The organism is Streptomyces sp. NPDC102279 (assembly GCF_044766365.1).
In the GTDB taxonomy this organism is placed as follows: Bacteria; Actinomycetota; Actinomycetes; order Streptomycetales; family Streptomycetaceae; genus Streptomyces.
In genome coordinates this window covers 269,970-295,469 of record NZ_JBIWLU010000009.1, presented here as the reverse complement: position 1 = coordinate 295,469, position 25,500 = coordinate 269,970, and the positions used below count along the sequence as shown (strand labels likewise).

The following is a 25,500-nucleotide window of genomic DNA, read 5'->3' as shown; positions in this document are numbered from 1 at the left end:
TGGGCGTCAGGCGGCCAGCGGGTCCAGGATCAGCGGCTCGATCTTGCCCTCCAGCATGTAGCCGAGTCCCTGGACCGCGCACACGTCGGGCCGCTCCGCGATGTGGACGGGCATCCCCGTCGCGTGCCGCAGCATCTGGTCGAGGCCGGGGAGCAGCGCGCTGCCGCCGACCATCATGATCCCGCGGTCGGCGAGGTCGGCGACCAGGTCGGGCGGGCAGGAGCGGAGCACCTTGCCGATGCCGTCGAGCACGGCGGTCAGCGGGGTCTGGATCGCGTTGCGCACGGCGGCGGTGTCGACCTGCACGGAACGGGCCAGCCCGGTCGCGACGTCCCGGCCGTGGATCTCGGTGAGGGCCGGGCCGTGCGGGGTGAGCCCGTTGCCGGACAGGGCGATCTGCAGGGGCCGTACGGCCTGGCTCGGCAGCATCAACTCGTGCTGGTGGCGCAGGTGCTGGACGATCGCGTGGTCGACGGCCTCGCCGCCGACCGGGATACGGATGGCCGTCACGATCGAGCCCAGCGACAGCACGGCGAGCTGGGTCGCGGCGGCCCCGCACACCATGATCATGGTGGCCTCGGGCCGCTCGACGGGCAGTCCGCAGCCGACCGCGGCGGCGATCAGCGTGTCCACCAGCTCGACCCGGCGCGCCCCCAGCCCGACCAGCGTCTCGATCGCGGCGCGCTGCGCCAGCGGGTCCGCGTCGTGCGGGGTGCAGGCGGCGGCCCGCAGCCGGGGCTTGCGGCGCAGTGCGCGGCGGACCTTGTCGCCGAGCAGGTGACGCAGCATCCGCTGGGCCATGTCGATGTCCACGACGGTGCCGCCGGACACGGGACGCACGACCCGGATGTAGTCGGGCGTACGGCCCGTCATCTTCTCGGCGAACTCGCCGACCGCGATCAGCGCGCCCGTCTTCGTGTTGATCGCCGCGACGCTCGGCTGGTCGACGACCAGACCCGCGCCCTTCACGTACACACGGGTCCTCGCGGCGCCCAGGTCGACGGCGAAATGGCAGCGGCGCAACTGCTCCAGGCTGGCGGTCATGGCGGGTCCTCCCGAGAGCGCAGACCGTGTGGGGCTCCGCCGGGCGGCGGTCCTCTCTTCGCATCCTCGGCCCACGGGGCGGATGCCGCCCTTTGTGGGGGGCCGGGCGGGGTGCCGCTGGACGGGTGGTCTTCCGTCGCATCAGGGACCCAGCGAAGGGCGGCGCTCGCGCGGGCCGGCGGAGCGGGTCCCCCGGCGGGGCCGGACTCCGGGGCGTGCACCCCGAACGCCACGCGAGGATGACGGGCCGTCAGGTGGCGCGAGGCGATCACCGCGTCGTCCGTGACAGCCCGTCGACGACCGCGTCGACGACCGCGTCGCCCACCGTGCCGACGACCAGGTCGACCACCGCGCGGTCCGCGACGCCCGGTCGGCGTCCGTGCCGCGGACCGCGCGCGAACCTGTCCCGGTTTCTGCCGCTCCTACCCCCCTGTCCCCGTCCCCGCCCTGGCGGGAAGCCGCCAGGGCGCCTTCCCGCCAGGTTCCGTCAACACCCCCGCAACACAAGCCCCCCGACACTCTTCGCAAGCCCCGGGCACCACCCCCGTCCGGCGCGGTACGGCGATGAAGAGAGGGCACCAATGACCAGAGGACCAGCGAGACGTCCGGCGGCGCTGCTGTCGGCCGGGCTCGTGCTCGCCCTGCTGCCCATGGGGCGGGCCGGCGCGCTCGACGCCGCGGGAACCGGCGACACCGGCACCCCGGCATCGACGCGGGCCGCGTCCGCGGCACACACCGTCACCCTCGTGACCGGCGACAAGGTGACCGTCACCGATGTCGGCGGCGGCAAGAAGACGGTGTCCGTGGTGCGGCCCCGCGGTGCCACCGGAGCGGTGCGCACGCAGGTGGCCGACGGTGCCGTGACGGTCGTACCCGACGAGGCGCTGCCGTATCTGCGGGCGGGCACCCTCGACCGCCGGCTGTTCGACGTGAGTGAGCTGATACGTCAGGGACTCACCGACCAGAAGACGCACGAGCTGCCGCTGATCGTCACCTACGACGCCAAGGCGCGTGCCGCGATCCCGGCCGGGGCCGAGCGGACCCGGGCGCTGCCGAGCATCCGCGGTGCCGCCGTCGACGCGGACAAGGGCCGGACGTTCTGGAAGGCGATGACCCGCCAGGACGGCATCGGCAAGGTGTGGCTCGACGGGCGCGTCAAGGCCGACATGGCCGAGAGCAACGCGCAGATCGGCACCCCCGAGGCGTGGGAGGCCGGCCTCACCGGCAAGGGCGTGACCGTCGCCGTCCTCGACACCGGAGTCGACACCGGCCACCCCGACCTGGCCGGCCGCGTCGCCCGGACCAAGAGCTTCATCGACGGGCAGGAGGTCGCCGACCGCAACGGGCACGGCACGCACGTCACCTCCACCGTCGGCGGCAGCGGTGCCGCCTCCGAGGGCAAGGAGAAGGGTGTCGCGCCCGACGCCACGCTCGCCGTCGGCAAGGTGCTCAGCGACGAGGGCTCGGGCAGCGACTCGCAGATCATCGCCGGCATGGAGTGGGCCGCCCGCGACGTGCACGCCAAGGTGATCTCGATGAGCCTCGGCTCCACCGAGCCCAGCGACGGCACCGACCCGATGGCCCTGGCCGTCGACAGCCTCTCGAAGGAGACCGGCGCCCTCTTCGTCATCGCCGCCGGCAACACCGGCGCCCGCTCCTCGATCGGCTCGCCCGGCGCCGCCGACTCCGCGCTGACCATCGGTGCCGTCGACTCCGCCGACGAGGCCGCCTACTTCACCAGCGCGGGACCGCGCCACGGCGACAACGCCCTCAAGCCCGACCTGTCCGCGCCCGGCGTCGACATCCTCGCCGCCCGCTCGACGCTCGTCGACGGCAGCGGCCCGTACACGACGATGAGCGGTACGTCGATGGCGACCCCGCATGTCGCGGGCGTGGCCGCGCTGCTGGCGCAGCAGCACCCCGACTGGACCGGCGCGCAGCTCAAGGACGCGCTGATGTCGACGTCGAGGCGGCTCGACGCCTCCGTCTACCAGCTGGGCGCGGGCCGGGTCAGCGTCCCGGACGCGACCGGCGCGAAGATCACCGCCACCGGCAGCGCCGACCTCGGCTTCCACGGCTGGCCCTACGAGGACGACAAGCCCGTCACGAAGACCGTGACCTACACCAACTCCTCCGACGCGGCGGTGCGGTTGACGCTCGCCGCGGAGGGGGCCGGCGAGGGTGTCGCCACCCTCGCCGACACCACGCTCACCGTGCCCGCGCACGGCACCGCCTCCACCACGGTCACCGGCGACGCGTCGACGGCTCCGGTCGGCGACACCTCCGGGCAGATCGTCGCCTCGGTGGACGGCACCCCGGTCGCCCACACCGCGTTCGGGCTGGTCAAGGAGGAGGAGCGGTACACGCTCACCGTCCATGTCAAGGACCGGGACGGCAGGCCGGCCGCCGCCGACCTCGCGGTGCAGCAGTTCGCCGCGGGCGTCGACCCCTACCCGGCGTCCGTCGGGGAGTCCGGCACCGTGCGGCTCCGGCTCGCGCCCGGCACGTACGGGCTGACGTCGTTCCTCGACGTGCGCGGCAGCCACGGCGCCGACTCGCTCGGCCTCGGCTTCCTCGCCGCACCCCAGATCACCCTCGACCGGGACCGCGAAGTCACCCTGGACGGACGGACGTTGCGGGAGATCGCCGCCAAGGTCGACCAGCGCACCGAGACCCGCCAGCTCCTGATGGAGTACGACCGCGACGCCGGCGGCTCCGACCTTTTCGGCGCGGTCCAGGTGCCGATCAAGTACGACAGCATCTTCGCCGCGCCGACCCGCAGGGTCACCGAGGGCAGCTTCGACTACCGGACCGTGTGGCGCCTCGGGAAGCCCCTCCTGGAGGTGAAGGGCGTCGGTGACCTGCTCGCCCAGCCCGGTGCCACCCTGATCGAGGGCCGCAGCAAGCTGTCCCTCGTCGATGTCGGCGACGGACCGTTCACCGGGGTGCGCGGCAAGGCCGCCCTCGCCACGCTCACCGACGGCGTCGAACCGGCCGCGCTCGCCCAGGCGGCCCAGGACGCGGGCGTCAAGGCGCTGTTCGTCACCGACGACACGGCAGGGCGGCTGAACACCTGGTTCGGCACCGACGACTACACGGACCGGCCGCTCCAGATCGCCACCGTGAACACCGCGGACGCGGCGAGGCTCCGCTCCGCCCGAACCGTCGAGATGACCGGCACTCGCGACACCCCCTACGTGTACGACCTTTCGCAGGGCTACGAGGACGCCCTGCCGGACCGGAGCCTGACGTACGAGCCCACCCGTCGTGAACTGGCCGTCCTCGACACCAGGTTCCACGCCGTGAAGCCCGTCCAGGGCAGCGAGTTCCGCTACTCGATCGCCAGTCCGTTCCCGATCGGCATCGGATTCCAGGAGCGCGTCGACTTCCCGGCCGAGCGCACCGACTACGTCTCCACCGGCCCCGGCCAGACCTGGACGGAGTCCGCGTTCGTCGGCGAGGGCACGCTGGAGGAGCGCAGCGGCCTGGTCCCCTATCGGGGCGGCACCCACGACACCCTCGACTGGTTCAAGCCGGTCTGGCACCCCTGGCTCGGCACCGGGCTCGGCTGGGGCCAGCAGCGCAACGGCAACCAGATCCAGTTCAACACCCCCGGCTGGGGCGACTCCGGACCCGACCACACCGGCTTCGGCGACGTGTGGAGCGAGGAGTCGGGGATGACCCAGACCACCTCGGTGTACCAGGACGACGTCCTCGTCGACCGGGGCACGAGCTCCGCCGCCTACGTGTGGGACGCGCCCGCCGACGAGCACACCTACAAGGTCGTCACGGACACCGCCCTCGACCCGGAGCGCTGGAAGCTCTCCACCGAGGGGCACACCGAGTGGACCGTCCGGTCGGCGGCCACCCCCGAGGACCGCTCCACCTTCCTCCCGCTCCTCAACCTCGGCTTCGACGTCGGCACCGACCTCACGGGCGACGTCCGGCACGGCCTCGTCCCGGTGGGCCTCTCCGCCGAGTACGTGAAGGGCGCGCCCGGCACCGGCACCATCGGCGGCGGAAAGCTGGAGGTGTCCTACGACGACGGGAAGACCTGGAAGAAGGTGCCGCTCCTCGGCCACCAGGCCTCCTGGAAGGGCCTGTTGGCGGTCCCGCGCGGCGCCGGCTTCATCTCGCTGCGGGCCTCCGCACGGGACGACCGAGGCGGCACGGTCACCCAGGAGATCATCCGGGCGGTGGGCGTGAAGTGACCGGCCGCCGCGCGGCGCCCCTTCGACCGGGGGCACCGCGCGGCCGGCCCACGAACGGGAGACCCCGGCATCCCGGTCCCTCCGCGCAGGAGGGACGCGGCGTGCCGGTCCCCCGGGCGGCCGTCGGTTCCCCTTGGGAGGGGGGAGCCGGCGGCCGCCGTCCGTTCACCCTCCGAAGGGCTCCGCGATGCCCCGGATCACGCCGAGGTCCAGCAGGTCCTGCGGCCGGACGCGGAGCTGGTCGGCGGTCGCGTGGACCTCGCCCACGGGCCGCTTGAGAATCGCCGCGGCCGCCTCCGGAGCGATGACGGAGAAGTAACTGTCCGGCGTGGCCCACGTGTTGCCGGGCGCCGCCAGGGCCAGCGCGCCGCCGGAGCCGCCCTCCCCGATCACCAGCGTGGTGACCGGAGTCCGGGCGGTCGCGACCGCGGCGAACAGGTCGGCGATCGCCGGACCGGCACCCTGCCGCTCGGCGTCCGCGTCGTTCGCCGCCCCCGGGGTGTCCACCAGGGTCAGCACCGGGATGCCGAGCCGGCCCGCCAGCCGGACCAGCCGGGCGGCGGTGCGATACCCCGCGGGACGGGTCGCCGTCCCGCGCTGGGCGGCGAACGCGACCGTCCGCCCGTCGCGCGTGCGGCCGAAGCCGCACACCATGCCCTCGTCGGTGCCGCCGCAGCGGTCGCCGCCGACCGTCGCCCGGCGGCTGAAGTACGCGTCCAGATAGGCGTCGGCGCGCGGACGTCCGCCGGCGCGGGCGCGTTCCACCGCGTCCCAGCCGGTGGCGGGCAGCTCGGTGGCGCCCAACGCGCCCGGGACGGGCGCCGGTTCGGCGGACGGCCTGCCGAGCAGGTCCAGCCAGAGGGCGAGCGTCTCCCGCAACACTTCCCGGGGGACGAGCGCGTCGACCGAGCCCGACGCGAGCTGCGCCTCCGCCGTGTACGCGGCCGGGTCCGCGTCGGCCGGCCGGACCCGGGAGCCGGCGAAGGCGACCTGCGCCCCGGGCAGCGCCAGGGTGATGTCGGCCCCCGCGCCGAGCGTGGCCCAGCCGCCGCCCGTCGTCGGATCGCGCACGACGGCGACCTGCGGGAGTCCCGCCTCCCGGGTGAGCTCCGACTGCCGCGCCAAGCGCTGGAGTTGGGTCAGCGCGACCATGCCCTCCTGCATCCGGCTGCCGCCGGTGGCGACGAGCGAGACGACGGGCAGACCATGGGCGCGGGCGTGCGTGTGGGCCGCCTCCAGGCGGGCCCCGGTGCGTTCGCCGAGGGAACCGCCGAGGAAGCCGAACTCGAAGGCGACGAGGACGGCGGTGACGGGGCCGAGCGGCTCCCTGCCGTCGGTCGTCGTGCCGAAGCTCGCCGTCCCGAACGTCGCCGTGCCGCAGACGACGGACTCCTCCTCGCCGGTGCGGTAGGCCGCGCGGTCCCGCGCCGCGTCGTACCCGTCCCAGGACAAGGGACCGTCCGGGCCGGACTTCCCCTCGGGAGGCGGGAGTTCGGCGAAGCTGTCGGTGACCTGGGCGATGGCCTCGCGGGCCGAGAAGCGTTCAGTCACGGGGCAGCTCCCGCTTCAGGATCTTGCCCATGTCGTTGCGGGGCAGCTCGTCCAGGAACCGCACCGTGCGCGGCCGCTTGTGCGGCGCGAGACTGCGGGACACATGATCGGCCAGCTCCTCGGGGGACGGCGGACGGCCCGGGTCGGCCGGCACGACCCAGGCGGCGACCCGCTCCCCGAGGTCGGCGTCGGGCTCCGCGGCGACAGCCGCCTCGCGCACACCGGGGTGGTCGAGAAGCGCGTTCTCGATCTCCCCGGCGCCGATCTTGTGGCCGCCGCTCTTGATCAGGTCGGTGGCCTTGCGGCCGACGATCCGGACGGCGCCGTCGGGGTCGAGGACCGCCATGTCGCCCGTACGGAACCAGCCGTCCGCGGTGTACGCGGCGGCCGTCGCGTCGGGCCGGTGCAGGTACTCGGTGAACAGGTTCGGCCCGCGCACCTGGATCTCGCCCACGCTCGTGCCGTCGTACGCGCCCGTCGGGGTGCCGTCGGCCTCGTACCCGGCGATCGTCGTCCCGTCCTCCTCGACGAGCCGCAGCCCGACACCGGGCAGCGGAACGCCCACCGTGCCGGGCCGGCCCTCCGCGTCCGCCCGCACGCTGGTGTTCATCAGCGTCTCCGTCATCCCGTACCGCTCGACGACCCGGCGCCCGGTCGCGGCCGCGATCCGTTCGTGGTCGTGCAACGGCAGCGCCGCGGACCCCGACACGAGCAGCCGCGCCCGGCCGAGCGCCGCCGCCAGCTCCGGATTCCCGTCGAGTTCCCCCGCGAGCCGGTGGTACATCGTCGGCACGCCGAACAGCATGGTCGCCCCGGCGTTCAGCTCCCGCGCCACGCCCTCGGTGCTGAACCGCCCGAGGTGCCGTACGGACCCGCCGCGCCGCAGCGGGCCGAGGACGCCGAGGATCAGCCCGTGCACATGGAACAGGGGCAGTCCGTGCACGAGCACGTCGTCGCCGGTCCACTGCCAGGCGTCGGCGAGCGCGTCCAGCGTCGAGGCGACCGCCCGGCGCGGGATGACGGCACCCTTGGGCGGCCCGGTGGTCCCGGAGGTGTACACGACGAGGGCGGCAGCCGTGGGGTCGGTGACCGAACCGGCGGACGCGAAGGCGTCCGACCCGCCGGTGCCGTTCGTGTCCGAAGAGCGTTGCTCCGCAGCCGGGTTGGCGCCGCCGGTGCCGGGGACCTCGACGTCGATCCTGCGCAGTTCCGCGAGCGGGGCGGGCAGTGTCTCGCCCGGCGCGGCGAGCACCAGGGACGGCGCGCTGTCGCCGAGGATGTGCCCGAGTTCCGCCACTCCCGACTTCGGGTTGAGCGGCACCGCCGGTACTCCGGCGAGCAGCGCGGCGACGACGCCCACGGCCGTCTCCAGGGTCGGGGTCGCCCACACGGCGACCCGCCCGACGCCGTCGAGCCGCGCGGCCAGCGCCCCTGCCGAGGCGGCGAGTTCCGCGTACGTCAGGGACCGATGACCGAAGCGCAGCGCGGACCGGTCCGCGACCGAGCCGCTCACCAGGGCCGGGAAGAGGGAGAACACGAGGACTCCTTGCCGTGAGACTGCACCGGGACGGACAGCCTCTTCCTACACGATGACGGTCCCGCCGCGGGTGGTCGGCCGGGTCTCCGCGTCGGGGACGTGGAGGGCGGGTGCGGACGCCGTGACGATCGCCCGGGATGCGGGCACGATCGTCCGGGAACCGTGGCGCCGACGGACCGGGCCCCGTAGTGTCGGCCGGGCGCGACAACTTGATGAGTCAACTGCCGGGAGCCCTTTGGTGAGTCAGTCCCCGCCACCCCGTCCCGAGACCCGCGAACGCCTCGACGCGCCGACCGCCGGGCAGGGCCAGGACCGGGGCGACGTCCTCGTCCCGTACGCCCTGTCGTCCCGGACGGTTCCGCCCGCGGAGAAGCTCCGGGCGGTACGGGCGGCCGGGCCGGCGCGTGACGTCCGGGCGGGCGGCGAGGGGGCGGACCGGTGACGCGGCCGGCGGGCGCCGTCGGAAGGCTGCTGGCCGCGCTGCGCCCGCGCGGCGCCCGCTCCCGGACGCGGGCGCTCGCGGTGGAACTCGGCCGGGTGCTCCGGAGCAGGATCGACGCTCCCGTCGACGTGCGCGAGCTGGCGCTCGCGCTGTGCGAGGAGATGAGCCGGCGCCGGGCCGGCCGCCCCGTCCAGCTCCGTTTCGAACGGTTCCCCGACGAGATCGAAGTGACCGGCCTGTGGATGGAGTTCGGCGACTTCGACCTGGTCGTCGTCGAGGAGCGAGCGGAGACGGTGCAGCAGCTCGTCATCCTCGGCCACGAGCTGTGGCACATGAGGGAGGGGCACCGCGACCACCACGTGGACGGCGCGGCCGCGGTCGCGCGCGCCGCTCTCTCCGGCCGTCCCGACTGGACCGGGGCGGGCACGCCGACGCGGCGCGAGTTCGCCCTCACCGTCGCCGCCCGTGACGGATCACGGCAGGCGGACGAGGCCCAGGCCGAGGAGTTCGGTCTGCACCTGGCGAGCGTGTTCCGGTCGTGGCTGACCCGGCCCGGCGGCCGGGGCCCGGTCGATCCGGTCGGCCGCGCCATCCGCACCTCGCTGGGCTACGGCCCCCAGGACTGACCGGCGGGCGGCCCCCGCCCCACTCCGCGGACCGACACGGGCCCGCCCCGCGTGCCGAGGAGACGGCCGGCAGGGGCTTGGCCCGGCGGCGCGGGTGGTTGTTAGCCTGCGGCGGGATCGTCCCGAGGTGGCGTGCCGGTGGGCGCGTCCGAGGCCGTACGCCGGTGTCGTACGAGGATGGAGTCGTCGTGGCCCGTATCGCGCTCGTCACGTACAACCCGGGCGAGGAGCCCACCGTCGACCGGGACCTGGCGGTGCTGCGGGAAGCGCTGGAGGCCGCCGGTGCCGAGGCCGCCGTCGTGCACTGGGACGACCCGGACACCGACTGGGCCGCGTTCGACCTTGCGCTGATCCGGTCGACCTGGGACTACAGCTGGCGGCTCGCCGAGTTCGTGGAGTGGGCCGAGCGGTGCGCGGGCCTGACACGGCTCCTGAACCCGGCGCGGGTCGTGCGCTGGAACACGGACAAGCGGTACCTGGGAGACCTCGCGGAGGCGGGTGTCCCGGTCGTCCCGACCCGGTACCTCGCGCCGGGGGACCCCGTCGAACTGCCCGGCGAGCACGAGTTCGTCGTGAAGCCGACGGCCGGGGCGGGCGCCCGCTACGCCGCCCGGTACACGCCGAAGGAGCGCGAGACGGCGGTGGGCCAGCTCGCGCGGATGCACGCCGAGGGACTGACCGCGATGGTCCAGCCGTATCTGGCGAACATCGACGTCCGGGGCGAGCGGGCCCTGCAGTTCTTCGGCGGACGGCTGCTGCACGCCAGCCGCAAGGGAGCGGTCCTGGAACAGGGCACCCCCTACGACGGCGCCAAGACGCCGCACCCCCGGCTGGAGGCCTGGGAGCCCACGGCGGCCGAACGGGCCGTCGCCGAGCGGGCGCTGGCCGCCGTCCCGGGCGGCGCGGACGCCGTGCTGTACGCGCGCGTGGACCTCGTCGACGGTGACGACGGACAGCCCCTGGTGATGGAGCTGGAGCTCGTCGAGCCGAACCTCTTCCTGTTCCTGCACCCGGAGTCGCTGCCCGTCGTCGTGGACGCGATCATCGAGGCCGCCGCCCCTCAGTGACCGGGCGGGCCCGGTTCGGGCGCGGGGCCCTTCACCGCCACCCGTTGCAGCAGCCCCCAGGTGAACTCGGCGGCGCACTCCTGGCGTACGCCCGACGCGTCGGGGGCCGTGAACGCCAGCCCCCAGCGGGTCGGAGCCGTGCCCTCCAGGGGCCGGACGGGGGCGAAGGCGCGCGCCACCTCGTCGACCGTGCAGGACCAGGGCGCCAGGTCGTCCAGGGTGGTGAGGGCGGGGCCGTCGGCGCCGGGGGCCCGCACCAGCCACTCGTTCCAGGCGACGCCGTTCCCGGTGACCAGGACCTCGAAGCGCAGCGTCGGCCACAGCGGGACCGGCCACTGGAGGGCATCGCAGGTCAGGTCGCCGATCCGGCGTTCCGCCGAGGACTCCGGGGTCCCGAGGATCGAGCGGTAGCGGGAGGCCGCGGACCGCCCGCGCGGCGCGTGCAGCATCGCCTGCCAGCGGCGGTTGGCCTCGCGCATGTCGGCGATGGACACGCCCAGGGCGTGGCGGGCGTCCTCGACGAGGTCAGGCTGGTGGTCGGCCATGCGGCGCAGCAGGACCAGCTGGAAGTCGAGCGGGGTGAACGGGGTGGTGGGGCGTCTGGCCGGCATGCGGTCCATCGTCGCGCACCGGCCCCTCTCCCGGACGCCGGCCGTCCGGCAGGAACAGCACCGAGTTCACGTACCGGGGACCGCGCGGCGGCAGCACCCGGCGCAGCAGCCCCTGCCCGACGACGTACGCCGTCCGCGCCTGGTGCTCCTCCAGCGGGAAGGAGGCGAGCGGCAGCCAGCTCCGGCCGGGCAGCACCCAGCCCGCGTACCCGAGCCCGGCCAGCTCCTCGACGACCGGGGCGACCGGCTGGATACGGGACTCCAGTTCGACGAACAGGGCGGGGCGGTCGCGGGCCAGCAGGTTCCGGGCGCCGCGCAGCACGGCCGGCTCGTTGCCGTCCACGTCGATCTTGATGAAGCCGACGTCTTGGAGGTCCAGGCTGTCGAGGGTGAGACAGGGCACCTCCAGGGCGCGCGCGTGGATGTCCCGGCGGACGAGCGAGGACACCCCGCGGTCGCCCGCGTCGTCGGCGGGCAGCCACAGCCGGGCGGTGCCCCGGTGGTCGGAGGCGGCGGCCCTGACCACGCTCACGTTGCCCGGGGCGCCCGACGCGAGCAGCCGGGCCAGGTGCGGCACGGGTTCCACGGTCACCACGCGGCGCGCCCGGCCGGCGAGGCGGTGCGTCCAGGGGCCGTACCAGCCGCCGACGTCCACCGCCGTGCCGCAGTCCGACGGGCAGAGGTCGGGGAGCCGGGCCAGCTCGGGTTCGAAGCGCGGGTAGACGAACCGGGCCGCCGCCGCGACGAGCCGGGTGGGCACGAAGGGGGCGACGCGCGCGGCGAGGGTGCGGTCCGTGCGGCCGCCGCCTGATCCGCTCACGGGGTCATCCGCCGCAGGAGTGCCCGGTGTTCGTCCTCCGTCACCTGCTGTCCGGAGGACGGCAGGAGCTGGGGGATGCCGTCCACGACCGGATAGCGGCGGCGCAGACGCGGGTTGTAGAGCGCCTCCTCCGTCCGCTGCTCCTCGTCGGGCGGCAGCAGGTGCAGGGGCCCCTTGTCGAGGGGGCAGGCGAGGATCCTCAGCAGCGGGTCGTCGGGGTTCATGGGGGTGTCAACTCCTTGGCGCCGAGCGGGGTGTGCGGCACCGCGTCCTGTTTGGGCATGGCGAGCAGGACGGCCACCGCGAGGACGGTGCCGGCCAGCCGCAGGGTGAGCCGGACCGGGTCGTGCGGCAGCGCCTCGCCGAACGTGAGGGTGCCGAGCACCGCCGTGAACAGACAACTCACGGTCGTGCAGACCGGCACGATCAGCGACGCCCGGCAGCGCTGCAGCGCCGCCTGCGACATGACCAGGCCGAACGCGCCCGTGAAGAGCAGGAGATAGGGGTACGGCGAGCGCAGCAGCCCGACGATCGCGCCGGTCGGGTCGTGTGTCGTCAGCCGGCTCGACACTCCCTTCACGGCGAGCGAACTCACTCCGTACAGCAGACCCACCGCCACCCCGTACGCGACGCCGCTGGGCGGTGCGCGGTCCGGTTCCCGGGAGCGCCGCTCCGCGCGCCCGTACAGCCACACGCCCAGGGCGAGCGACGGCAGGCAGACGGTGAGGACCAGCGGGGCGGGAGCGCTGCGGCTCACCGTGTCCGAGCCCTCGCGCAGGGACAGCACGACCATCAGCAGGGCCAGCAGGATCGCCCCGAGCGCGAACCGTTCCCGGCCCGTCGTCCGCTCGCCGAGCAGCCGGGAGGAGAGCAGCACGAGCAGCACGAGTCCGGAGACGAAGATGCCCTGGGCGGCGGCGATCGGCAGGGTGCGGTACACGGCGAGCTGCGCGGCGAACCCGGAGGCCAGCGCGAGCGAGCCGCCGATCCACAGCGGACTGCCGAGCACCAGCCGCAGCAGCCGCGCGGGCCGCCGGAAGTCCACCTCGGGCAGCGTGCCGAGCGCCCGTTTCTCCAGGACGAATCCGCTGCTGTACAGCACGTTCGCGAGCAGCGCCGCGATCACTCCCCACCACATGGCTACGTCCTTCGCGCGTGCAGCAGCAGGATCGAGGACAGTGACGGCGCGGCACAGGCCAGCCGGTCCAGCGGACGCAGCGGGCGCGGTACGCCGTGGAAGGGGGCGCCCGCGAGCCGGACGACCTCGAAGCCCGACGCGGCGACGAACTCCCTGAGCGCGCGCGCCGTGTAGAGCCGCAGATGGCCCACGACCTCCCGCCCGGGACGGCCGTGCACGGCACGCAGGCTCACCTCGGAGAACACGGGCTGGATCCCGGCGAGCAGCAGGCCGCGGTTGTACCAGGCGGCGAGGTTCGGGGTGGACAGCATCAGGTGCCCGCCGGGGCGCAGCACCCGGCGGATCTCGTCGAGCGCCCCGTCCGGGTCCACGAGATGCTCGACGACCTCGCTGAACAGCACGGCGTCCGCCGACGCCGGGGCGAACGGCAGCCCGCCGCCCGTGAGTTCACCGCGGACCGCGTACGGGACGCGGGTGCGGGCCCGGCGCAGGGCGTCCTGCGACCAGTCGACGCCGACCACCCGGTGCCCGGCGAGGAGAGGGGCCGCGGCCTGGGCGGCGGTGCCGTCGCCGCAGCCGATGTCGAGCACGGTCCGCGCGCCCGAGGTGGCGGGGCCGAGCGCCGTGGCCAGCATCCGCGCCTGGCGCAGGGTGCGCGCGGCACCGGAGGCGACGGGGACGGCAGGGTCCTCGTAGAAGTCCCGGAGTCCGCCGGGGCGGTGCCGAGCGGCCGTGGCCGGGGCGGGTTCCGTCGACCGGGCGCGGGTCGTCATCGGCCGCTCGCCTCCGTCTCCTCGGTCGCGCGCAGGTAGTGCTCGAAGAGGTCGCGGAGGTGGGCCCCGTCGCCGTGCCCGAGCAGCGAGCGCGACCAGCGCAGCGAGACGTGCAGGCGCCCCGCGGTGGACGCGGTCGTGACGGTCAGCCCGCGCGGCGTGCGGGCGGGCGCCGAGAACCAGACGGCCCGGGCGCGGCCGGCCTCCTCACCGAAGTCCAGGGCGTACGGGATGCGGCCGATGTTGCTGAGCAGGCAGGTGGAGGTCCACGGGCCGGCCGCCCTGCGCAGCCCCCGGGTGGCCGCGGCCCGCCAGGCCACCGGAACGACCGGCGCGGTCAACAGAGCTGCGCCGTGACCGAGTTGGGGCCGGTCGACGGACTTCAGGGCGCGCGTTCGGGTGGCCGTGCGGCGCAGCAGCTCGCCCATACGGGAGGCGTCCACCTCCGCGGGGGCGAACGTGACCTCCACCAGCCGGGTCCCGTTGCCGATGGGCATGTCCGCGCCGCGCGGCCGGTCGTCCACCGGCATCGTGATGCGCAACGGCCGCGGCCGCGCCCCGTGTTCGCGGTTCCAGTGGGCGACCGTCAGCGCGGTGGCGGCCATCAGCTGGTCGTTGACCGTGTACGGAGAGCCTTGGGGGCGGCGTGGCACGGAGAGTTCGGTGACGATCAGACCGTTGCCCGGAGGGGACTCGGGCGCACCGGGGGCGACCCGGGCGGGCGGCGCCCACACGGACGGGGCGTCTCCGCCCCCGGGCTCGACCGCGTCCGGAGGCCGTACGGGCGGCGCGGCCGGGGTGTTGTCCCGGCCGCCGTACAGTTCCGCCGCGGTGGCGAGCACCCGGAGGCAGGCGGGGCCGTCCAGGGCGGTGTGGTTGATGGTGAGGAAGAGGACCGTGCCGGTGCCCGTGGGGGCGCTCGCGCCGAGGTCTGCGCGGGGACCCGGACCGGCGGTCGCGCCCGTACGGCCCGTGTCCCGGGGGCCGGGACCCGTCCCCTGCGGCAGGGGGCCCGTAACGCCGCTGTCCCGGGCGCGGTCGCGGCCGGGGACGCCCACCGCGTCCGTCGCCTCGCTGCCCACCGCGAGGCCCGTGCCCTCCACCACTTCCAGGCGGACGGGCGGGGACGCGGACAGGGACGGGGCCGCCTCCAGGCACCTGGTCCGCGCGGCCCGCAGGGAGTCCCGGCCGGGCGGCGTGAAGGACACCACGGCCGTGTCCGGCTCCTCGGTCAGCTCCCACTCGTAGCGGCGGCGGTACCAGCGTCCCGGGGCCTCGCGCATCAGCACCCGCGGGTGGCGGCGCAGCGCCTCGGTGAACGCGGCCGTCAGCCGGTCCCGGTCGAGCGGACCCGGGAGATGGATCTCGATGTGGACGGTCTCCGGCTCGGCCTCCTGGAGGCAGTGCCGGGCGACCTCGTCCACCACCGGGAACGGAAGGCGCACCGGACGCCGCGCGGGGCCGCCCGTGCCGTCGCGTGCGGGATGGTCCACCGTGGTCATGAGGACGGCCCCTTCCCCTGGTCGTTCCGGATCCCCTCGGGCGGCGCGGCCCGCAGCCCCGGGGTGCGGAACGCTCCGCGGAGCGCGGTCCGCGCCCCGGCCGGCTCGCCTTCGGGCCGCACCGGTTCGGGCCCGCGCGCGGACACGATGGGTCCGGCGACGATCCCCGACTCCCTCGGCCGGGCGCCCCCTTCGGGCTCGGAGTGCCCGGACTCCGACGGACCGGCGGGACCTTCGGGTGGGGTGCCACCGGACGGGCAGGCGCCGCCGCGGGACGCGACCTCCCCGGACCGCCGCCGTACGAGGCCGCCTTCGGGGGCGGCGTTACCCGAACCGCCTTCTCCGGTCCGGACTTCGGCCCCCGTGCCGCCGGACCCGTCCTTCCCCGAGCGGACTTCGAGGTTGCCCGCACGAGATGCGTGAGGTGCACGAGATGCATGAGATGCGCGAGGCGTACCGGCCGCGCCCGCCGCACCTATCTCCAGCGGCCCCGCGGCCTCCCGGTCCGCCGCCGGGATGCCGGACTCCGCGGCCGGCGCGGGGACCGCCTCTGCCTCCGGTCCCGCGGGCCGCTCCCGGTCCGGCCCCGTATCGGGGTTCTCCCGTTTCGACAGGTCCGCTCCACGGCGGGCCCTGAACCCCGCCGGGAGGGTGCGCGGACCGTGGGCCCCGCCGCGTTCCCGGCGGGGCAGCGGAGCCGTCGGGGCCGGCGCGGGGTCCGGTGCCGCTCCGGGCGTGGCCGGCACGCTGCGCCCCCGTGACTCACCCACGCCGACCAGGCCGGCGAACAGGCCGATCAGAGCGAGGAGTTGGGCGGCACCGCCGAACGCCCCCTCGCCCGCCGAGGGAGGCGAGCCCGCACCCGTCGCGGCGGCGATACCGGCCCCGGCGAGCGCGAGGAAGGCGATCGGGACGAGGAGCGTGTGCCGGCGCCGGACGAGCAGCGCGAGGACCGGGACCAGCAGGGCGAGGAAGCCCGCGATCACGACGCCGACCAGGGTGAGGGCGACCAGGCCCAGCCAGATGCCCGGTGCGGGCGGCGCCGGCTGCGGCTCGTCGGGATTGGGCGACCGGCGCCGCCACACCACCAGGCCCACGAGCAGCAGGATGCCGACGCCGCCGGCGATCAGCCCCGCCTCGTACGTCGTCGCGGGCTCGTACGACAGGGTGACCCTGCCGCCCGCGCCGGACGGGATCCGCCAGCCCTGCTGCCAGCCGTCGAGCCGTACCGGGGTCAGCTCCTTGCCGCCCAGAGTGGCTTTCCAGCCGTCGTTGAAGTTCTCGTACGTCGTCAGGTACGAGGCCGCGCCCGAGCCGACCGTCACCTCGCGGCGGTCGCCCAGCCAGTCCCGGATCCTCAGGCCCCGCTCCGTGCTGCCGGCCTCCTCGGGGGTGCCGCGGGTCAGGGTCACGTCCGTGACGGCGAGCGGCCCCCCGTCGCCCGCCTCGACCCGGTGCGAACCCTCCACGAGGCTCAGATCGCCGTCCTCACGATGCTCCTGGCAGAGCGTCACATCGATGGGGCGGCGCTCCACGAGGTCCCGTACGGTTCCTTGCGCGCTCGTCTCGTGGAGCTTCCCGTCGACCGCCACGACCGGGCCCTTGCCGCAGGACAGCGTGAAGGGGCGGGTGCCGGCGGGCTGCGGGGTGCGGTACTGGTCGAGGCCGGGGACGTACGCCTCGGTCAGGCCGACCGGCAGCCGCAGGTCGGCGCCCGCGACGGGGTTGTGGACGGTGAGCCGGGCCGTGCCGGTCACCTTGATGTCGAGGTGGTCGGTGGTGATGGGGTCGAAGCGGGCCCAGCCGTTCTCGTCGACCCCGACGACCGCCGCGCCGTCCGGGGAGCTGATCTCGACCTTCGTCGGGCGGGTCGACAGACCGCCCGCCGGGGCCAGCACCACGGAGGAGACCGGCTGCTTGCCCGGCCAGCTCAGACGGATCGTCGGATCGGAGCCCGCGATCCACGCGGTCGTCAGGTCGCCGTCGGTGAGGTTGCGCGCCGACACGCCCGCACCGAGCCGCGCCGTCGAGTCCGCCGTCGCCGTGATCCGGCTCTGCTGCTCGGGCGCGACCTCGTACAGCAGTTTGTCGAGTTCCGTGCCCGGTACGGGGACGGCGCTCGCCTTCAGCGTGTAGGTGCCCGCCGTCGAGGTCGAGAAGGCACGGTGCAGGCCCGCCTCGGTGCCCGTCGGGGAGAGCCCGGTCGGGTCGGTGGAGCGGTGCAGGGAGACGATCTCGGAGGTGGCGTCCGCGCCGGAGGCGTCCGTGGGCAGCCGCAGCAGCCGGGTCACCCGCACGTCGGGGAGGCCGATCTCGGAGAAACCCGCGCCGGTGAGCCCGGCGCGCTGCGCGGTGGATCCGGTGATCGTGATCCGCAGCCAACTCGTCGACCCCGCAGGGGCCTTGACGGTCTGCTTCCTGCCGTTGGGCAGGAGATAGCTGGAAGCGGAGCCCTTCTCGGTCTCCACCCGGACCCGGGTCGCCGCCGAGCGCACACCGTCCTGCGGCAGCGGGATCACGGCGAACGAGGCGGGCATGTCCACGGAGCCGTCGAAGCGGATCCGCAGCCACTGCCCGTCCGCCGACCCGGCCGCGCCCTCCGCCCACGCCGTGTCCGGGTTGCCGTCGAAGGCGTTCACCGGGTCGTACTGCGGGAGATGGAACAGCCAGTTGCCGCTGGACGACGCGGTGACGGACCGGGCGCCGCGCAGTTCCGCGACGGTCTGGTGCCCGACGCCGTCGGTCGGCAGGATCTGCCGGGGCGCGCGCCCCGGGTCCTGCACGCTGTCGCTGTCGTTGCGCTGGTCGCGCGTGTACGTGTAGGAGGTGTTGGCGTCGACCAGGCCGAAGCGGGTGTCGGCGCGGCGCATCCCGTCCCCCACGATCTGCACGCCCGCGGTGCCGAGCCCGGGATGGTTGTCCCCGGTCAGTACGGCCGCGCGGCCCCGGATCGCCGGATCGGCGGCGAGGGGGAGCAGCGCCTCGGGACCGCCGGAGACCACGGCGGTGTCCGCGATCGGCTTCAGCCCGGCCTGCCCGGGCCGGGGCACCGCCTCGTCGGCCGGCTCGTAGATCTCCACGGCGCGCTGCCGAGGAAAGAGGCCCTCGACCTGGAGCGGGGTGTCGTTCGCGATCCGCCCGCCGGTCGTCACCGGCCCGAACCCGGTCACCCGCCGGTAGCCGGACTGCTCCAGGGTCCGCTTCACGGTCGCGGTCGGGACGTGGCCGAGCTGGTCGGGGTCGAGGTCGTTGCGGACCACGACGTAGTACAGACCGGCCCGGCTCAGGTAGTCCGCCAGCCCCGGGACGTCGCCGCCGGTGAGCAGGGACTGCTCGACCGCGTCCATCGCGCGCCGGTTGCCCGGGGTGCCGAAGGGCACGTAGTCCCGCTCGGCCCAGCGGGAGCCTGCGAGCACGTCGAGGGGTTCGTCGACGGGGGAGCCCCACGTGTAGATGCCGTGCGCGGTGGCGGGGACGACGAGGGCGCGGGAGTCGGGCGAGTACTTCTCCAGCCAGTCGGCCGTGGTGTGCCAGTACCGGGGCAGCTCCCGGAACGAACCCGGCTGCAGGATCGCCCCGTCGAGGTACGGCCAGGCGAGACCGGGCAGCACGAGGACCGCCGCGATCAGCGGGGCGAGACGTCTGCCGCGCACCGGGCGCGCGCCGTGGGTCCGCGTGGCGACCCCCACCAGATGCGCGAGGCCGAGGACGAGGGCGAGGGCGAGACCGGTCTGGAACTTGTAGATGTTGCGGAAGGGGACGAGCCAGCCGTTCAGCCAGTCCTGGGCCACGCCGTGGAAGGGCGCCCCGAGCGAACCGCCGTACCCGGCACAGGTGATGAGGACGACCGACAGCACGGTCAGCACGAGCCACCGGCGTTCGGGCAGGTCCCGTCGCGCCAGACCGGCGAGCCCGAGCCCCGCCGCGAGCGCCGAGCAGACGATCACGACCACGGAGGACGCGACGGACCAGCCGGCCGGCAGCCACGCCTCCCCGAAGTGCAGATAGGCCACCCAGTTGCCCGCGCCGCGCAGCGACTCCGTGGCCGACATGGTGGCCGTCGTCGTCTGCGACGTCTCGATGTAGGGCAGGAAGTTCTCGCCGTACGCGCCGAGCAGCAGCAGCGCGATCCACCACCAGGCCGTCGCGAGGATCACGCCCGGCACCCACCACCCGATGAGTTTGCGCTGCCGGGGGCCGCGCGGACGCGTGAGCAGATAGAGCCCGACGGGGAGCAGCGACGCGAGGGTGGCCGCGGCGTTCACCCCGCCCATGAAGGGCACGACGAGCGCCGAGCGAAGGGCCGCGACCCGGGCGGTGCGGCGTTCGTCGGTGAGCGGCAGCAGCACCCAGGGGAGGAAGGCGCCGGGGAGCGCGGCCGCCGAGGTCGACCCGACGACGACGGTGAACACCGGCCACAGCGCGTACGCGACGGCCGCGAGCAGCCGGGACGCGCGGCTGCCGGTCCCGAGCCGCTCGGCCAGCCGGAGCGCCCCCCAGAAGGCCACCGACACCACGATCGACAGCCACAGCCGTTCCGACAGCCACACCGGCAGATGGACCAGCCGGCACAGCCCGTAGTACGGCAGCATCGGCCAGGCGTAGCCGACGTACTGGTCCTGGATGCCGCCGAAGCCGCCCCGGTCGTGCCACAACTGGCCCAGGTCGGACAGGAACTGCCAGGGATCCTGCGACACCCCGAGCTTGGTGTCGAAGGTCGCCCGGCCGGGGTGCACGGCGAGGAACAGCGCGAACACCACGGCCCAGAACCCCAGCAGCCACCGGCGAGAGCGGGGCCCCTCCGGGGGTCCGGACGCGCCTGCTGCGGGGCGGACGGCTGCCGGGGGAGGGGCCTGGACCGTGCTCGTCATGGTGGACACCGCCGGAGGATGAGGAGGAGGTTCCAGGTGGCGAACTCGCGCAGCCCCGGTGCCTTGGTGACGGCTTCCGCGAGGAAGGGCCAGTAGCGGGAGCGCGCCGAGACGACGGTGACGTCGTCTCGGGCGCGGACCTGCCGCAGGGTGGTGCCGACGTGCACGGCGAAGAGGTTCTCGCCGAGGGTGTGCTTGGCGGGCCTGCCCGTGCGGCGCCGATAGCGGGCGCGGGCCCGCTCGGCGCCGAAGTAGTGCCAGGGCGCCCACTCGTGACCGCCCCACGGGGACAGCCAGTTGGTGAACGCGACGTAGATCAGTCCGTCCGGGCGGGTCACGCGGACCATCTCGCTGAGGAAGGTCTGCGGATCGGCCACGTGCTCCAGGACGTTGGAGGAGAAGCAGACGTCGGCGACCCCGTCCGCGAGCGGCAGCAGATAGCCGTCCGCGACGACGGCCCCGCCGGCCGGCTTCGCCCCCAACTCCCGTACGTCCGGCTCGAAGAGGTAGGCGTGGGCACCGCGCCGCCGGAACTCCTCGGTGAAGTAGCCGCCGCCGCCCCCGACGTCCACGACGGTCCGGCCCCCGACGGCGCCGTACACCGCCTCGACCTGGTCGGCCGCGTCGCGGGCGAGCAGCGCGTAGCAGGCGGCGGGGTCGTCCTGCTCGTGCAGGAAGGCCCGGAACAGGGCGAGGGAACGGCGCAGGGAGGGGTCCTTGAGCCCGGCGCCGCCGACGGGGCCGGCACCCGCTCCGGCCCGTCCGCGTCCGGCGGCCGTCACGGTGCCCAGCCCCTCACCGCCTCCGCGGCCACCGCCCGGAACCGGCGGACCGTGTGGTTCCAGCGGTAGGCGGCGGCACGGTCGCGGGCCGCCCGGCCCATCAGCGCGCGGCGGCGGGCGGACAGGGCGAGGGTGCACCAGGCGGCCGCGAAGGAGGACTCGCCGCGCACCAGCACGCCCGTCTCGCCGTCCACGACGGAGTCCCGGAGCCCCGGTACGTCGAAGGCGATCGCCGGCGTCTCCCGCGCGGCCGCCTCGGTGACCACCAGACCCCACCCCTCCACCGCGGAGGGGTGCAGCAGCAGCCAGGCGGCGCACAGCAGCCTGTGCTTCTCCGCTTCTGAGACGTGGCCGGTGAACTCCACGCCGGTGCCCGCGAGTTGCTGCAGACGCTCGCGTTCGGGGCCGTCCCCGACGATCACCAGTCTGCCTCCGGTGACCGGCCGGACCCGCTCCCACAGCCGCAGCAGCAGATCGATCCTCTTGTACTCCACCAGGCGTCCCACGGCGACGAACAGCGGCTCGGGTGAGCGCGCGGCGCGCGGCCCCGGCTCCTCCACGCCGTTGTGGACGACCCGGATGCGGTCCCGTTCGACGCCGATCGCGTGCAGCGCCAGCGCCGTCGACGGGGAGACGGCGACCAGCAGGTTGCCGCGCTGGGCACCGGCCAGCGCCCAGTGTTCGAGGCGCCGGCCGAGCCGGGCGGCGGGCGCGAGCGGTCCGCCGAACCGCATCGGCCACAGATCCGTGTGCACGTGGTTGACCAGGCAGAGCGTGGGCCCGTGATGCCACAAGGGGGCCAGGTACGGCAGCCCGTTGCACACCTCGACGAGCAGGTCGCAGCCTCCGACCTCGCGGTGGAAGGCGGGCCGGGCGCGCAGGAAGTGCCCGAGGTCACCGCCCGCCGAGACGACCCGGTAGCCGTGGCCCGACGAGGGGCCGCCGCAGACCAGGGTGACCTGGTGGCCCAGCCCGGTCAGCCCCTCGGCCAGCCGGTCGACCAGGAGTTCGGAGCCGCCCGCCGCCGGGTTGCCGAGATCGCGGCGGGCGAGGAAGACGATGCGGCGCGGATACGGGGCGTGCGCCGGAGGGTACTGCGCGGTCCGTGGGGACACGGCGCGCAGCGGGGACGGTACGTGCTGGGGCATGGGTGCTCCAACTCGTCTCGGGGTGCGGAACTCAGTGTGGGGGGCGGGACATGGCGCCGGTCCTCGGTGGTCGTGCCGCCTCGGGTGCCTTCCGTGGGTGACGTGGCCGGCGTCGCGGGTGACGCCGGCGGTGCGCCCTGCGGCGGGGGACGCGGGGCGCTCGGCTGTAACGGGGCTGTGAAAGCGCTGTGTTCGGGTGGGGTGGACAGTTTTCGCCGCGCCGTTCGCGTCGGCTACTCACCGAGATGACAATTTCGGGGCTTTGTGGAGCTGACGGCACATCACATCGTGAGCGTGGACGGGGGCGAAGCGGACGAACCGGGATCCCGTCGCCCGCGTACCAGCAGAACGGCCCCCGCCGCGGCCAGGACGAACCCCAGCAGACCGGCACCGATCGGCAACGTCGTTCCCAGGAGGAGCAGTTGACCGCTCTCGGTCTTCGCCTGCTCGACCTGGTCCCGCTGGGTCGCCGCCGTGAAGGCCAGCTTGCGGCTGTCCAGGAGCACCGCGACGTCCTTCTCGCCGCCCGGGGCCCGCAGCGTCTTGCGCGGACCGACCTGCGCGTAGATCACCCGCCCGGTGCGCTGGTCGACGACCAGCTCGACGAGGTGGTTGGCGTACCACTCCTCGGCGAGCACCTGGCTGCGCTGCGGCTCCCCGACCAGCGCGCCCGGCACCTGCCGCGTCCCGGTCCGGGTGGCGGGGACGGTCCCGGTGAACCGGTAGCCCCGGTACCCGCGGATCTTCTTCGTGCCCCGGTAGTGCAGGGTGACCGGCGCGCCCAGGGAGTTGTCCCACCACCGGTAGTCGTGTTTGCGCACGTCGAAGGGGAACTTCAGATAGGCGTCGCCCTCGTAGTACGGGTGCTCCTGGCAGCAGTGCACCGGTTCGTTGGACCGCCGGTCGGTGACCCAGCGCCCCGGCATGAACTCCAGGGCGTCGTGCGGGTCGGCCGCCGGCAGGGAGGCGTCGGTGTCGACCGTCGTCGTCACGTCCCAGACGGCCCGGCCACTGCGTTCGCTGTCGGCGACGTCGCCGCGCACCACCTGGGTCACGGTGATGTCCTGGCCGGGCACGGTCTCGGCCTTGTCGAGGTCGAAGACGCTGCCGGTGCCCTTGTAGACGGCGGTCGTGTCGATGTCGATCGGGTTCACGGCGGCACGTGGTTGCACGTACCAGGCAAGCATCGGGGCCAGCACGAGGAGGAACGTGCCGAGGCCGACGAGGATCAGGGAGACGGGTGAGAACTTACGGCGCATCCGGGCACTCCAGGGGCTGAAGAGGCTCGACGCACGGGTGATATCAGCTGGTGCGTGGTGATACGGATGCGTCGACACCGTGGGAGAAAGTGCACGTGCGGTATGGGCCGGGAACCGTAGGCGCACCCTTGACGGAGTGTCAATGCATTGTCGAGACTGGCTCCTGCCGGGCGGGGCCGGCGCCGGCGCTGTCCGTGGGGCCTCTCGACCGGGGTCGTACGGGTTCCGGGGTGGGGACGACCTCCGACAGAGAGGCTGACCCTGCGATGTCCAGACTGCTCGCCGTCGCGCTCACCGTCGCGGCTTCCGCGGCACTCGCCGTGGGTGCCGCACTCGGCATCGTCGCGCTCCTCGACGCGACCCCCGACCAGCCGAACACCCCGCTGATCACCTACCAGAACGCCGCCCAGGAGCGCTGACCGTGCCGAGCCGCAGAGGCACCCGGCCGGCGCTGTCACGGCAGTCCGAGGACCCCCTGTGGCGGGGCGGATCCGGCGTGCCCGCCGAGGGCCCGCCCCGGCAGGACGGGAGCGGGCCCCTCAACTCGACGGCCGAGCAGCCGGGTTGGCCCGCAGCCGACCCCGAACGGCCGGCGGTTTCCGAAAGGCCGGCGGTTTCCGAAAGGCCGGTGGTTCCCGAACGACCGGCGGATCGCGAACGACTCGCTGATCCGGAACGACCGGCGGATCCCGAACGGCCGGCCGTCCCCGGCCCCGCTCCGGGCGCGGCCGGTTCCAGGGCGGGTCGCGCACCGCGTGCCCGCCCCGGAACCGTCACGCCCCGCTCGGCCTGGCACGACGTTCCGCGCCGCCAGGTCCGGCAGTTCGCCACCATCGCCATGGCCGAGGCGCCCGGACTCGCCGAGGAGATCCTGCGCGAGATCCGCCGGGAGTACCCGCATCTGCCGCTCGTGCTCGACGACTCCGGCGAGCCGATGGCCCTCGTCGGCATCCGCCGCGCCATCGAGGTGTTCGTGCAGCACCTCGGAACGGCCGAGGGTCGCCCGCGCGTCCACCCCGAGGTCTTCCAGGAGTTCGGCCGCGGCGAGGGCCTGCACGGCCGCAGCCTCGACTCGCTCCAGGCCATCTACCGGCTCGGCGTCCGGCTCGCCTGGCGCCGCTTCGCGGAGATCGGGCAGCGCGTGGACATCCCGCCCCCGGCGATGTACGAACTGGTCGACGCCGGATACGAGTACCTCGACGGCCTCGTCGACCAGTCCGTACGCGGCTACGCCGAGGCCGCCGCCCGGCAGGCGGGCGAGCGGCTCCGCCTCCAGCGGCGCCTGATGGAACTCCTGCTCTCCGAACACCACCCCCGGGGCGACCTCGCCGAGGGCCTCGCCGAACGGGCCGCCCGGGTCGGCTGGCCGCTGCCGGGCAGGCTGGCCGTCGGCGTCCTGCTTCGTCCCGCCCGCGAGGCGGTCGCCCCCGCCGTCGGCCAGAGCGTGCTGCTCGACATGGAGTACGAGCAGCCGCGCATGGTCGTGCCCGAACCGGACGCGGCGGGCCGGCCCGAACTGCTGCACCGGGCGCTGACCGGATGGTCCGGCGCGATCGGCCCGCCGGTCCCGCTCGCCGACGCCGCGAAGTCGCTGCGCTGGGCCGAGGCCGCCGTACGTCTCATGGAGCGGGGGCTCCTCCCCGGCGGAGAGGTGCTGCACTGCACGGAGCACACCGAGGCGCTCGTCCTGCTCCAGCCCGAGGAACTGATCGACGATCTCGCCCTGCGCTGCCTGGAACCGCTCGCCCACTGCGGACCCACGCACGGCAGACGGCTCGCGGAGACGCTGCTGGCCTGGCTGGAGACGCGCGGCGGCGCCCCCGAGGTCGCGGCCCGGCTCGGCGTCCACCCGCAGACCGTCCGCTACCGCCTGCGCCAGATCAGAGAACTGTGGGGCGACGAGATCGACCACCCGGACCGGCGGTTCGAACTCGAACTCGTCCTGCGGGCCCAGCGCCTGCGCGGCGAACTGGGGGACCCCCGCGCCCGCCGCTGACACCCTGCCCGCGGCGGCGGCTGCTCCCGGCCCGCCCCGGTCCCGGGGCCCGTCGCCCCGTAGGGCCCATGGGTCGCGCCGCCGCGCGCTCACCGGGGACCCCACCCCACCCATTGCCCGCC

At 74.7% G+C, this 25,500-nt stretch carries 19 protein-coding genes; 6 read left to right on the top strand and 13 right to left on the bottom strand.

The window, feature by feature from the left end:
* Positions 1 to 6: 6 nt before the first annotated feature.
* Positions 7 to 1,044 carry a rod shape-determining protein gene (locus ACIRQH_RS24620; RefSeq protein WP_358818906.1) on the bottom strand — a complete coding sequence of 346 codons (1,038 nt, stop codon included), beginning with the start codon at positions 1,042 to 1,044 and terminating at the stop codon, positions 7 to 9.
* Positions 1,045 to 1,625: 581 nt separating this feature from the next.
* Between ACIRQH_RS24620 and ACIRQH_RS24615 the strand changes: the two genes are divergently transcribed.
* A complete protein-coding gene (locus ACIRQH_RS24615) occupies positions 1,626 to 5,255 on the top strand; it encodes a S8 family serine peptidase (protein ID WP_404227000.1) in 3,630 nt (1,209 codons plus the stop codon).
* 165 nt (positions 5,256 to 5,420) lie between these two features.
* Here the strand turns inward: ACIRQH_RS24615 and ACIRQH_RS24610 are convergent, their stop codons facing one another.
* Positions 5,421 to 6,806: a carboxyl transferase domain-containing protein gene (locus ACIRQH_RS24610; RefSeq protein WP_404226999.1), complete on the bottom strand. Its 1,386-nt coding sequence runs from the start codon at positions 6,804 to 6,806 to the stop codon at positions 5,421 to 5,423.
* Positions 6,799 to 8,343 carry an acyl-CoA synthetase gene (locus ACIRQH_RS24605; protein ID WP_404226998.1) on the bottom strand — a complete coding sequence of 515 codons (1,545 nt, stop codon included), beginning with the start codon at positions 8,341 to 8,343 and terminating at the stop codon, positions 6,799 to 6,801. The genes ACIRQH_RS24610 and ACIRQH_RS24605 overlap by 8 nt, the downstream gene beginning before the upstream one ends.
* A 238-nt stretch (positions 8,344 to 8,581) precedes the next feature.
* On the opposite strand from ACIRQH_RS24605, the gene ACIRQH_RS24600 reads away from it, so the two are divergent.
* The 3 genes from ACIRQH_RS24600 (at position 8,582) to ACIRQH_RS24590 (ending at position 10,478) form a co-directional block, all read left to right on the top strand.
* Positions 8,582 to 8,785, top strand: coding sequence for a hypothetical protein (locus ACIRQH_RS24600; protein ID WP_358818902.1), 204 nt, complete (start codon positions 8,582 to 8,584; stop codon positions 8,783 to 8,785).
* Positions 8,782 to 9,411 carry a toxin-antitoxin system, toxin component gene (locus ACIRQH_RS24595; RefSeq protein WP_388864712.1) on the top strand — a complete coding sequence of 210 codons (630 nt, stop codon included), beginning with the start codon at positions 8,782 to 8,784 and terminating at the stop codon, positions 9,409 to 9,411. The genes ACIRQH_RS24600 and ACIRQH_RS24595 overlap by 4 nt, the downstream gene beginning before the upstream one ends.
* Before the next feature lie 188 nt (positions 9,412 to 9,599).
* Complete coding sequence (locus ACIRQH_RS24590) at positions 9,600 to 10,478, top strand: hypothetical protein (RefSeq protein WP_358818901.1); 879 nt, start codon at positions 9,600 to 9,602, stop codon at positions 10,476 to 10,478.
* On the opposite strand, the gene ACIRQH_RS24585 is transcribed toward ACIRQH_RS24590, so the two are convergent.
* From ACIRQH_RS24585 to ACIRQH_RS24540, 10 genes are all read right to left on the bottom strand, one after another.
* On the bottom strand, positions 10,472 to 11,098 hold the full coding sequence (locus ACIRQH_RS24585) for a hypothetical protein (protein ID WP_358818900.1): 627 nt from the start codon (positions 11,096 to 11,098) through the stop codon (positions 10,472 to 10,474). The genes ACIRQH_RS24590 and ACIRQH_RS24585 overlap by 7 nt on opposite strands.
* Positions 11,004 to 11,909, bottom strand: a complete 906-nt coding sequence (locus tag ACIRQH_RS24580; RefSeq protein ID WP_404226997.1) for an FkbM family methyltransferase — start codon at positions 11,907 to 11,909, stop codon at positions 11,004 to 11,006. Before ACIRQH_RS24580 ends, ACIRQH_RS24585 begins: the two co-directional genes overlap by 95 nt.
* Positions 11,906 to 12,133, bottom strand: a complete 228-nt coding sequence (locus ACIRQH_RS24575) for a Trm112 family protein (RefSeq protein WP_358818898.1) — start codon at positions 12,131 to 12,133, stop codon at positions 11,906 to 11,908. Before ACIRQH_RS24575 ends, ACIRQH_RS24580 begins: the two co-directional genes overlap by 4 nt.
* Positions 12,130 to 13,035, bottom strand: a complete 906-nt coding sequence (locus tag ACIRQH_RS24570) for a hypothetical protein (protein ID WP_358818957.1) — start codon at positions 13,033 to 13,035, stop codon at positions 12,130 to 12,132. The genes ACIRQH_RS24575 and ACIRQH_RS24570 overlap by 4 nt, the downstream gene beginning before the upstream one ends.
* Positions 13,036 to 13,049: 14 nt before the next feature.
* Positions 13,050 to 13,820 carry a class I SAM-dependent methyltransferase gene (locus ACIRQH_RS24565; RefSeq protein WP_358818897.1) on the bottom strand — a complete coding sequence of 257 codons (771 nt, stop codon included), beginning with the start codon at positions 13,818 to 13,820 and terminating at the stop codon, positions 13,050 to 13,052.
* On the bottom strand, positions 13,817 to 15,322 hold the full coding sequence (locus ACIRQH_RS24560) for a condensation protein (protein ID WP_404226996.1): 1,506 nt from the start codon (positions 15,320 to 15,322) through the stop codon (positions 13,817 to 13,819). Before ACIRQH_RS24560 ends, ACIRQH_RS24565 begins: the two co-directional genes overlap by 4 nt.
* Positions 15,319 to 20,193, bottom strand: coding sequence for an alpha-(1->3)-arabinofuranosyltransferase family protein (locus ACIRQH_RS24555; RefSeq protein WP_404227042.1), 4,875 nt, complete (start codon positions 20,191 to 20,193; stop codon positions 15,319 to 15,321). Before ACIRQH_RS24555 ends, ACIRQH_RS24560 begins: the two co-directional genes overlap by 4 nt.
* Positions 20,190 to 20,975: a class I SAM-dependent methyltransferase gene (locus ACIRQH_RS24550; protein WP_388929939.1), complete on the bottom strand. Its 786-nt coding sequence runs from the start codon at positions 20,973 to 20,975 to the stop codon at positions 20,190 to 20,192. Before ACIRQH_RS24550 ends, ACIRQH_RS24555 begins: the two co-directional genes overlap by 4 nt.
* Positions 20,972 to 22,123 (bottom strand): glycosyltransferase family 4 protein, encoded by a 1,152-nt coding sequence (locus ACIRQH_RS24545; RefSeq protein ID WP_388864719.1) that lies wholly within the window; start codon positions 22,121 to 22,123, stop codon positions 20,972 to 20,974. The genes ACIRQH_RS24550 and ACIRQH_RS24545 overlap by 4 nt, the downstream gene beginning before the upstream one ends.
* Positions 22,124 to 22,404: 281 nt before the next feature.
* Positions 22,405 to 23,382 (bottom strand): DUF3068 domain-containing protein, encoded by a 978-nt coding sequence (locus ACIRQH_RS24540; protein ID WP_388864721.1) that lies wholly within the window; start codon positions 23,380 to 23,382, stop codon positions 22,405 to 22,407.
* A gap of 266 nt (positions 23,383 to 23,648) precedes the next feature.
* Between ACIRQH_RS24540 and ACIRQH_RS24535 the strand changes: the two genes are divergently transcribed.
* Together ACIRQH_RS24535 and ACIRQH_RS24530 are read left to right on the top strand one after the other, a co-directional pair.
* Entirely contained in the window at positions 23,649 to 23,801 is a 153-nt protein-coding gene (locus ACIRQH_RS24535; protein WP_355863687.1) for a hypothetical protein, read from the top strand.
* Positions 23,802 to 24,220: 419 nt separating this feature from the next.
* Positions 24,221 to 25,378: a helix-turn-helix domain-containing protein gene (locus tag ACIRQH_RS24530; protein ID WP_358818893.1), complete on the top strand. Its 1,158-nt coding sequence runs from the start codon at positions 24,221 to 24,223 to the stop codon at positions 25,376 to 25,378.
* Positions 25,379 to 25,500: the final 122 nt, after the last annotated feature.

Coding starts and splice junctions, on each gene's coding strand:
- ACIRQH_RS24620 (WP_358818906.1), bottom strand. CDS start 1,044: ATGACCGCCAGCCTGGAGCAGTTGCGCCGCTGCCATTTCGCCGTCGAC.
- ACIRQH_RS24615 (WP_404227000.1), top strand. CDS start 1,626: ATGACCAGAGGACCAGCGAGACGTCCGGCGGCGCTGCTGTCGGCCGGG.
- ACIRQH_RS24585 (WP_358818900.1), bottom strand. CDS start 11,098: ATGGACCGCATGCCGGCCAGACGCCCCACCACCCCGTTCACCCCGCTC.
- ACIRQH_RS24575 (WP_358818898.1), bottom strand. CDS start 12,133: ATGAACCCCGACGACCCGCTGCTGAGGATCCTCGCCTGCCCCCTCGAC.
- ACIRQH_RS24565 (WP_358818897.1), bottom strand. CDS start 13,820: ATGACGACCCGCGCCCGGTCGACGGAACCCGCCCCGGCCACGGCCGCT.
- ACIRQH_RS24560 (WP_404226996.1), bottom strand. CDS start 15,322: ATGACCACGGTGGACCATCCCGCACGCGACGGCACGGGCGGCCCCGCG.
- ACIRQH_RS24555 (WP_404227042.1), bottom strand. CDS start 20,193: ATGACGAGCACGGTCCAGGCCCCTCCCCCGGCAGCCGTCCGCCCCGCA.
- ACIRQH_RS24545 (WP_388864719.1), bottom strand. CDS start 22,123: ATGCCCCAGCACGTACCGTCCCCGCTGCGCGCCGTGTCCCCACGGACC.
- ACIRQH_RS24540 (WP_388864721.1), bottom strand. CDS start 23,382: ATGCGCCGTAAGTTCTCACCCGTCTCCCTGATCCTCGTCGGCCTCGGC.
- ACIRQH_RS24535 (WP_355863687.1), top strand. CDS start 23,649: ATGTCCAGACTGCTCGCCGTCGCGCTCACCGTCGCGGCTTCCGCGGCA.
- ACIRQH_RS24530 (WP_358818893.1), top strand. CDS start 24,221: ATGGCCGAGGCGCCCGGACTCGCCGAGGAGATCCTGCGCGAGATCCGC.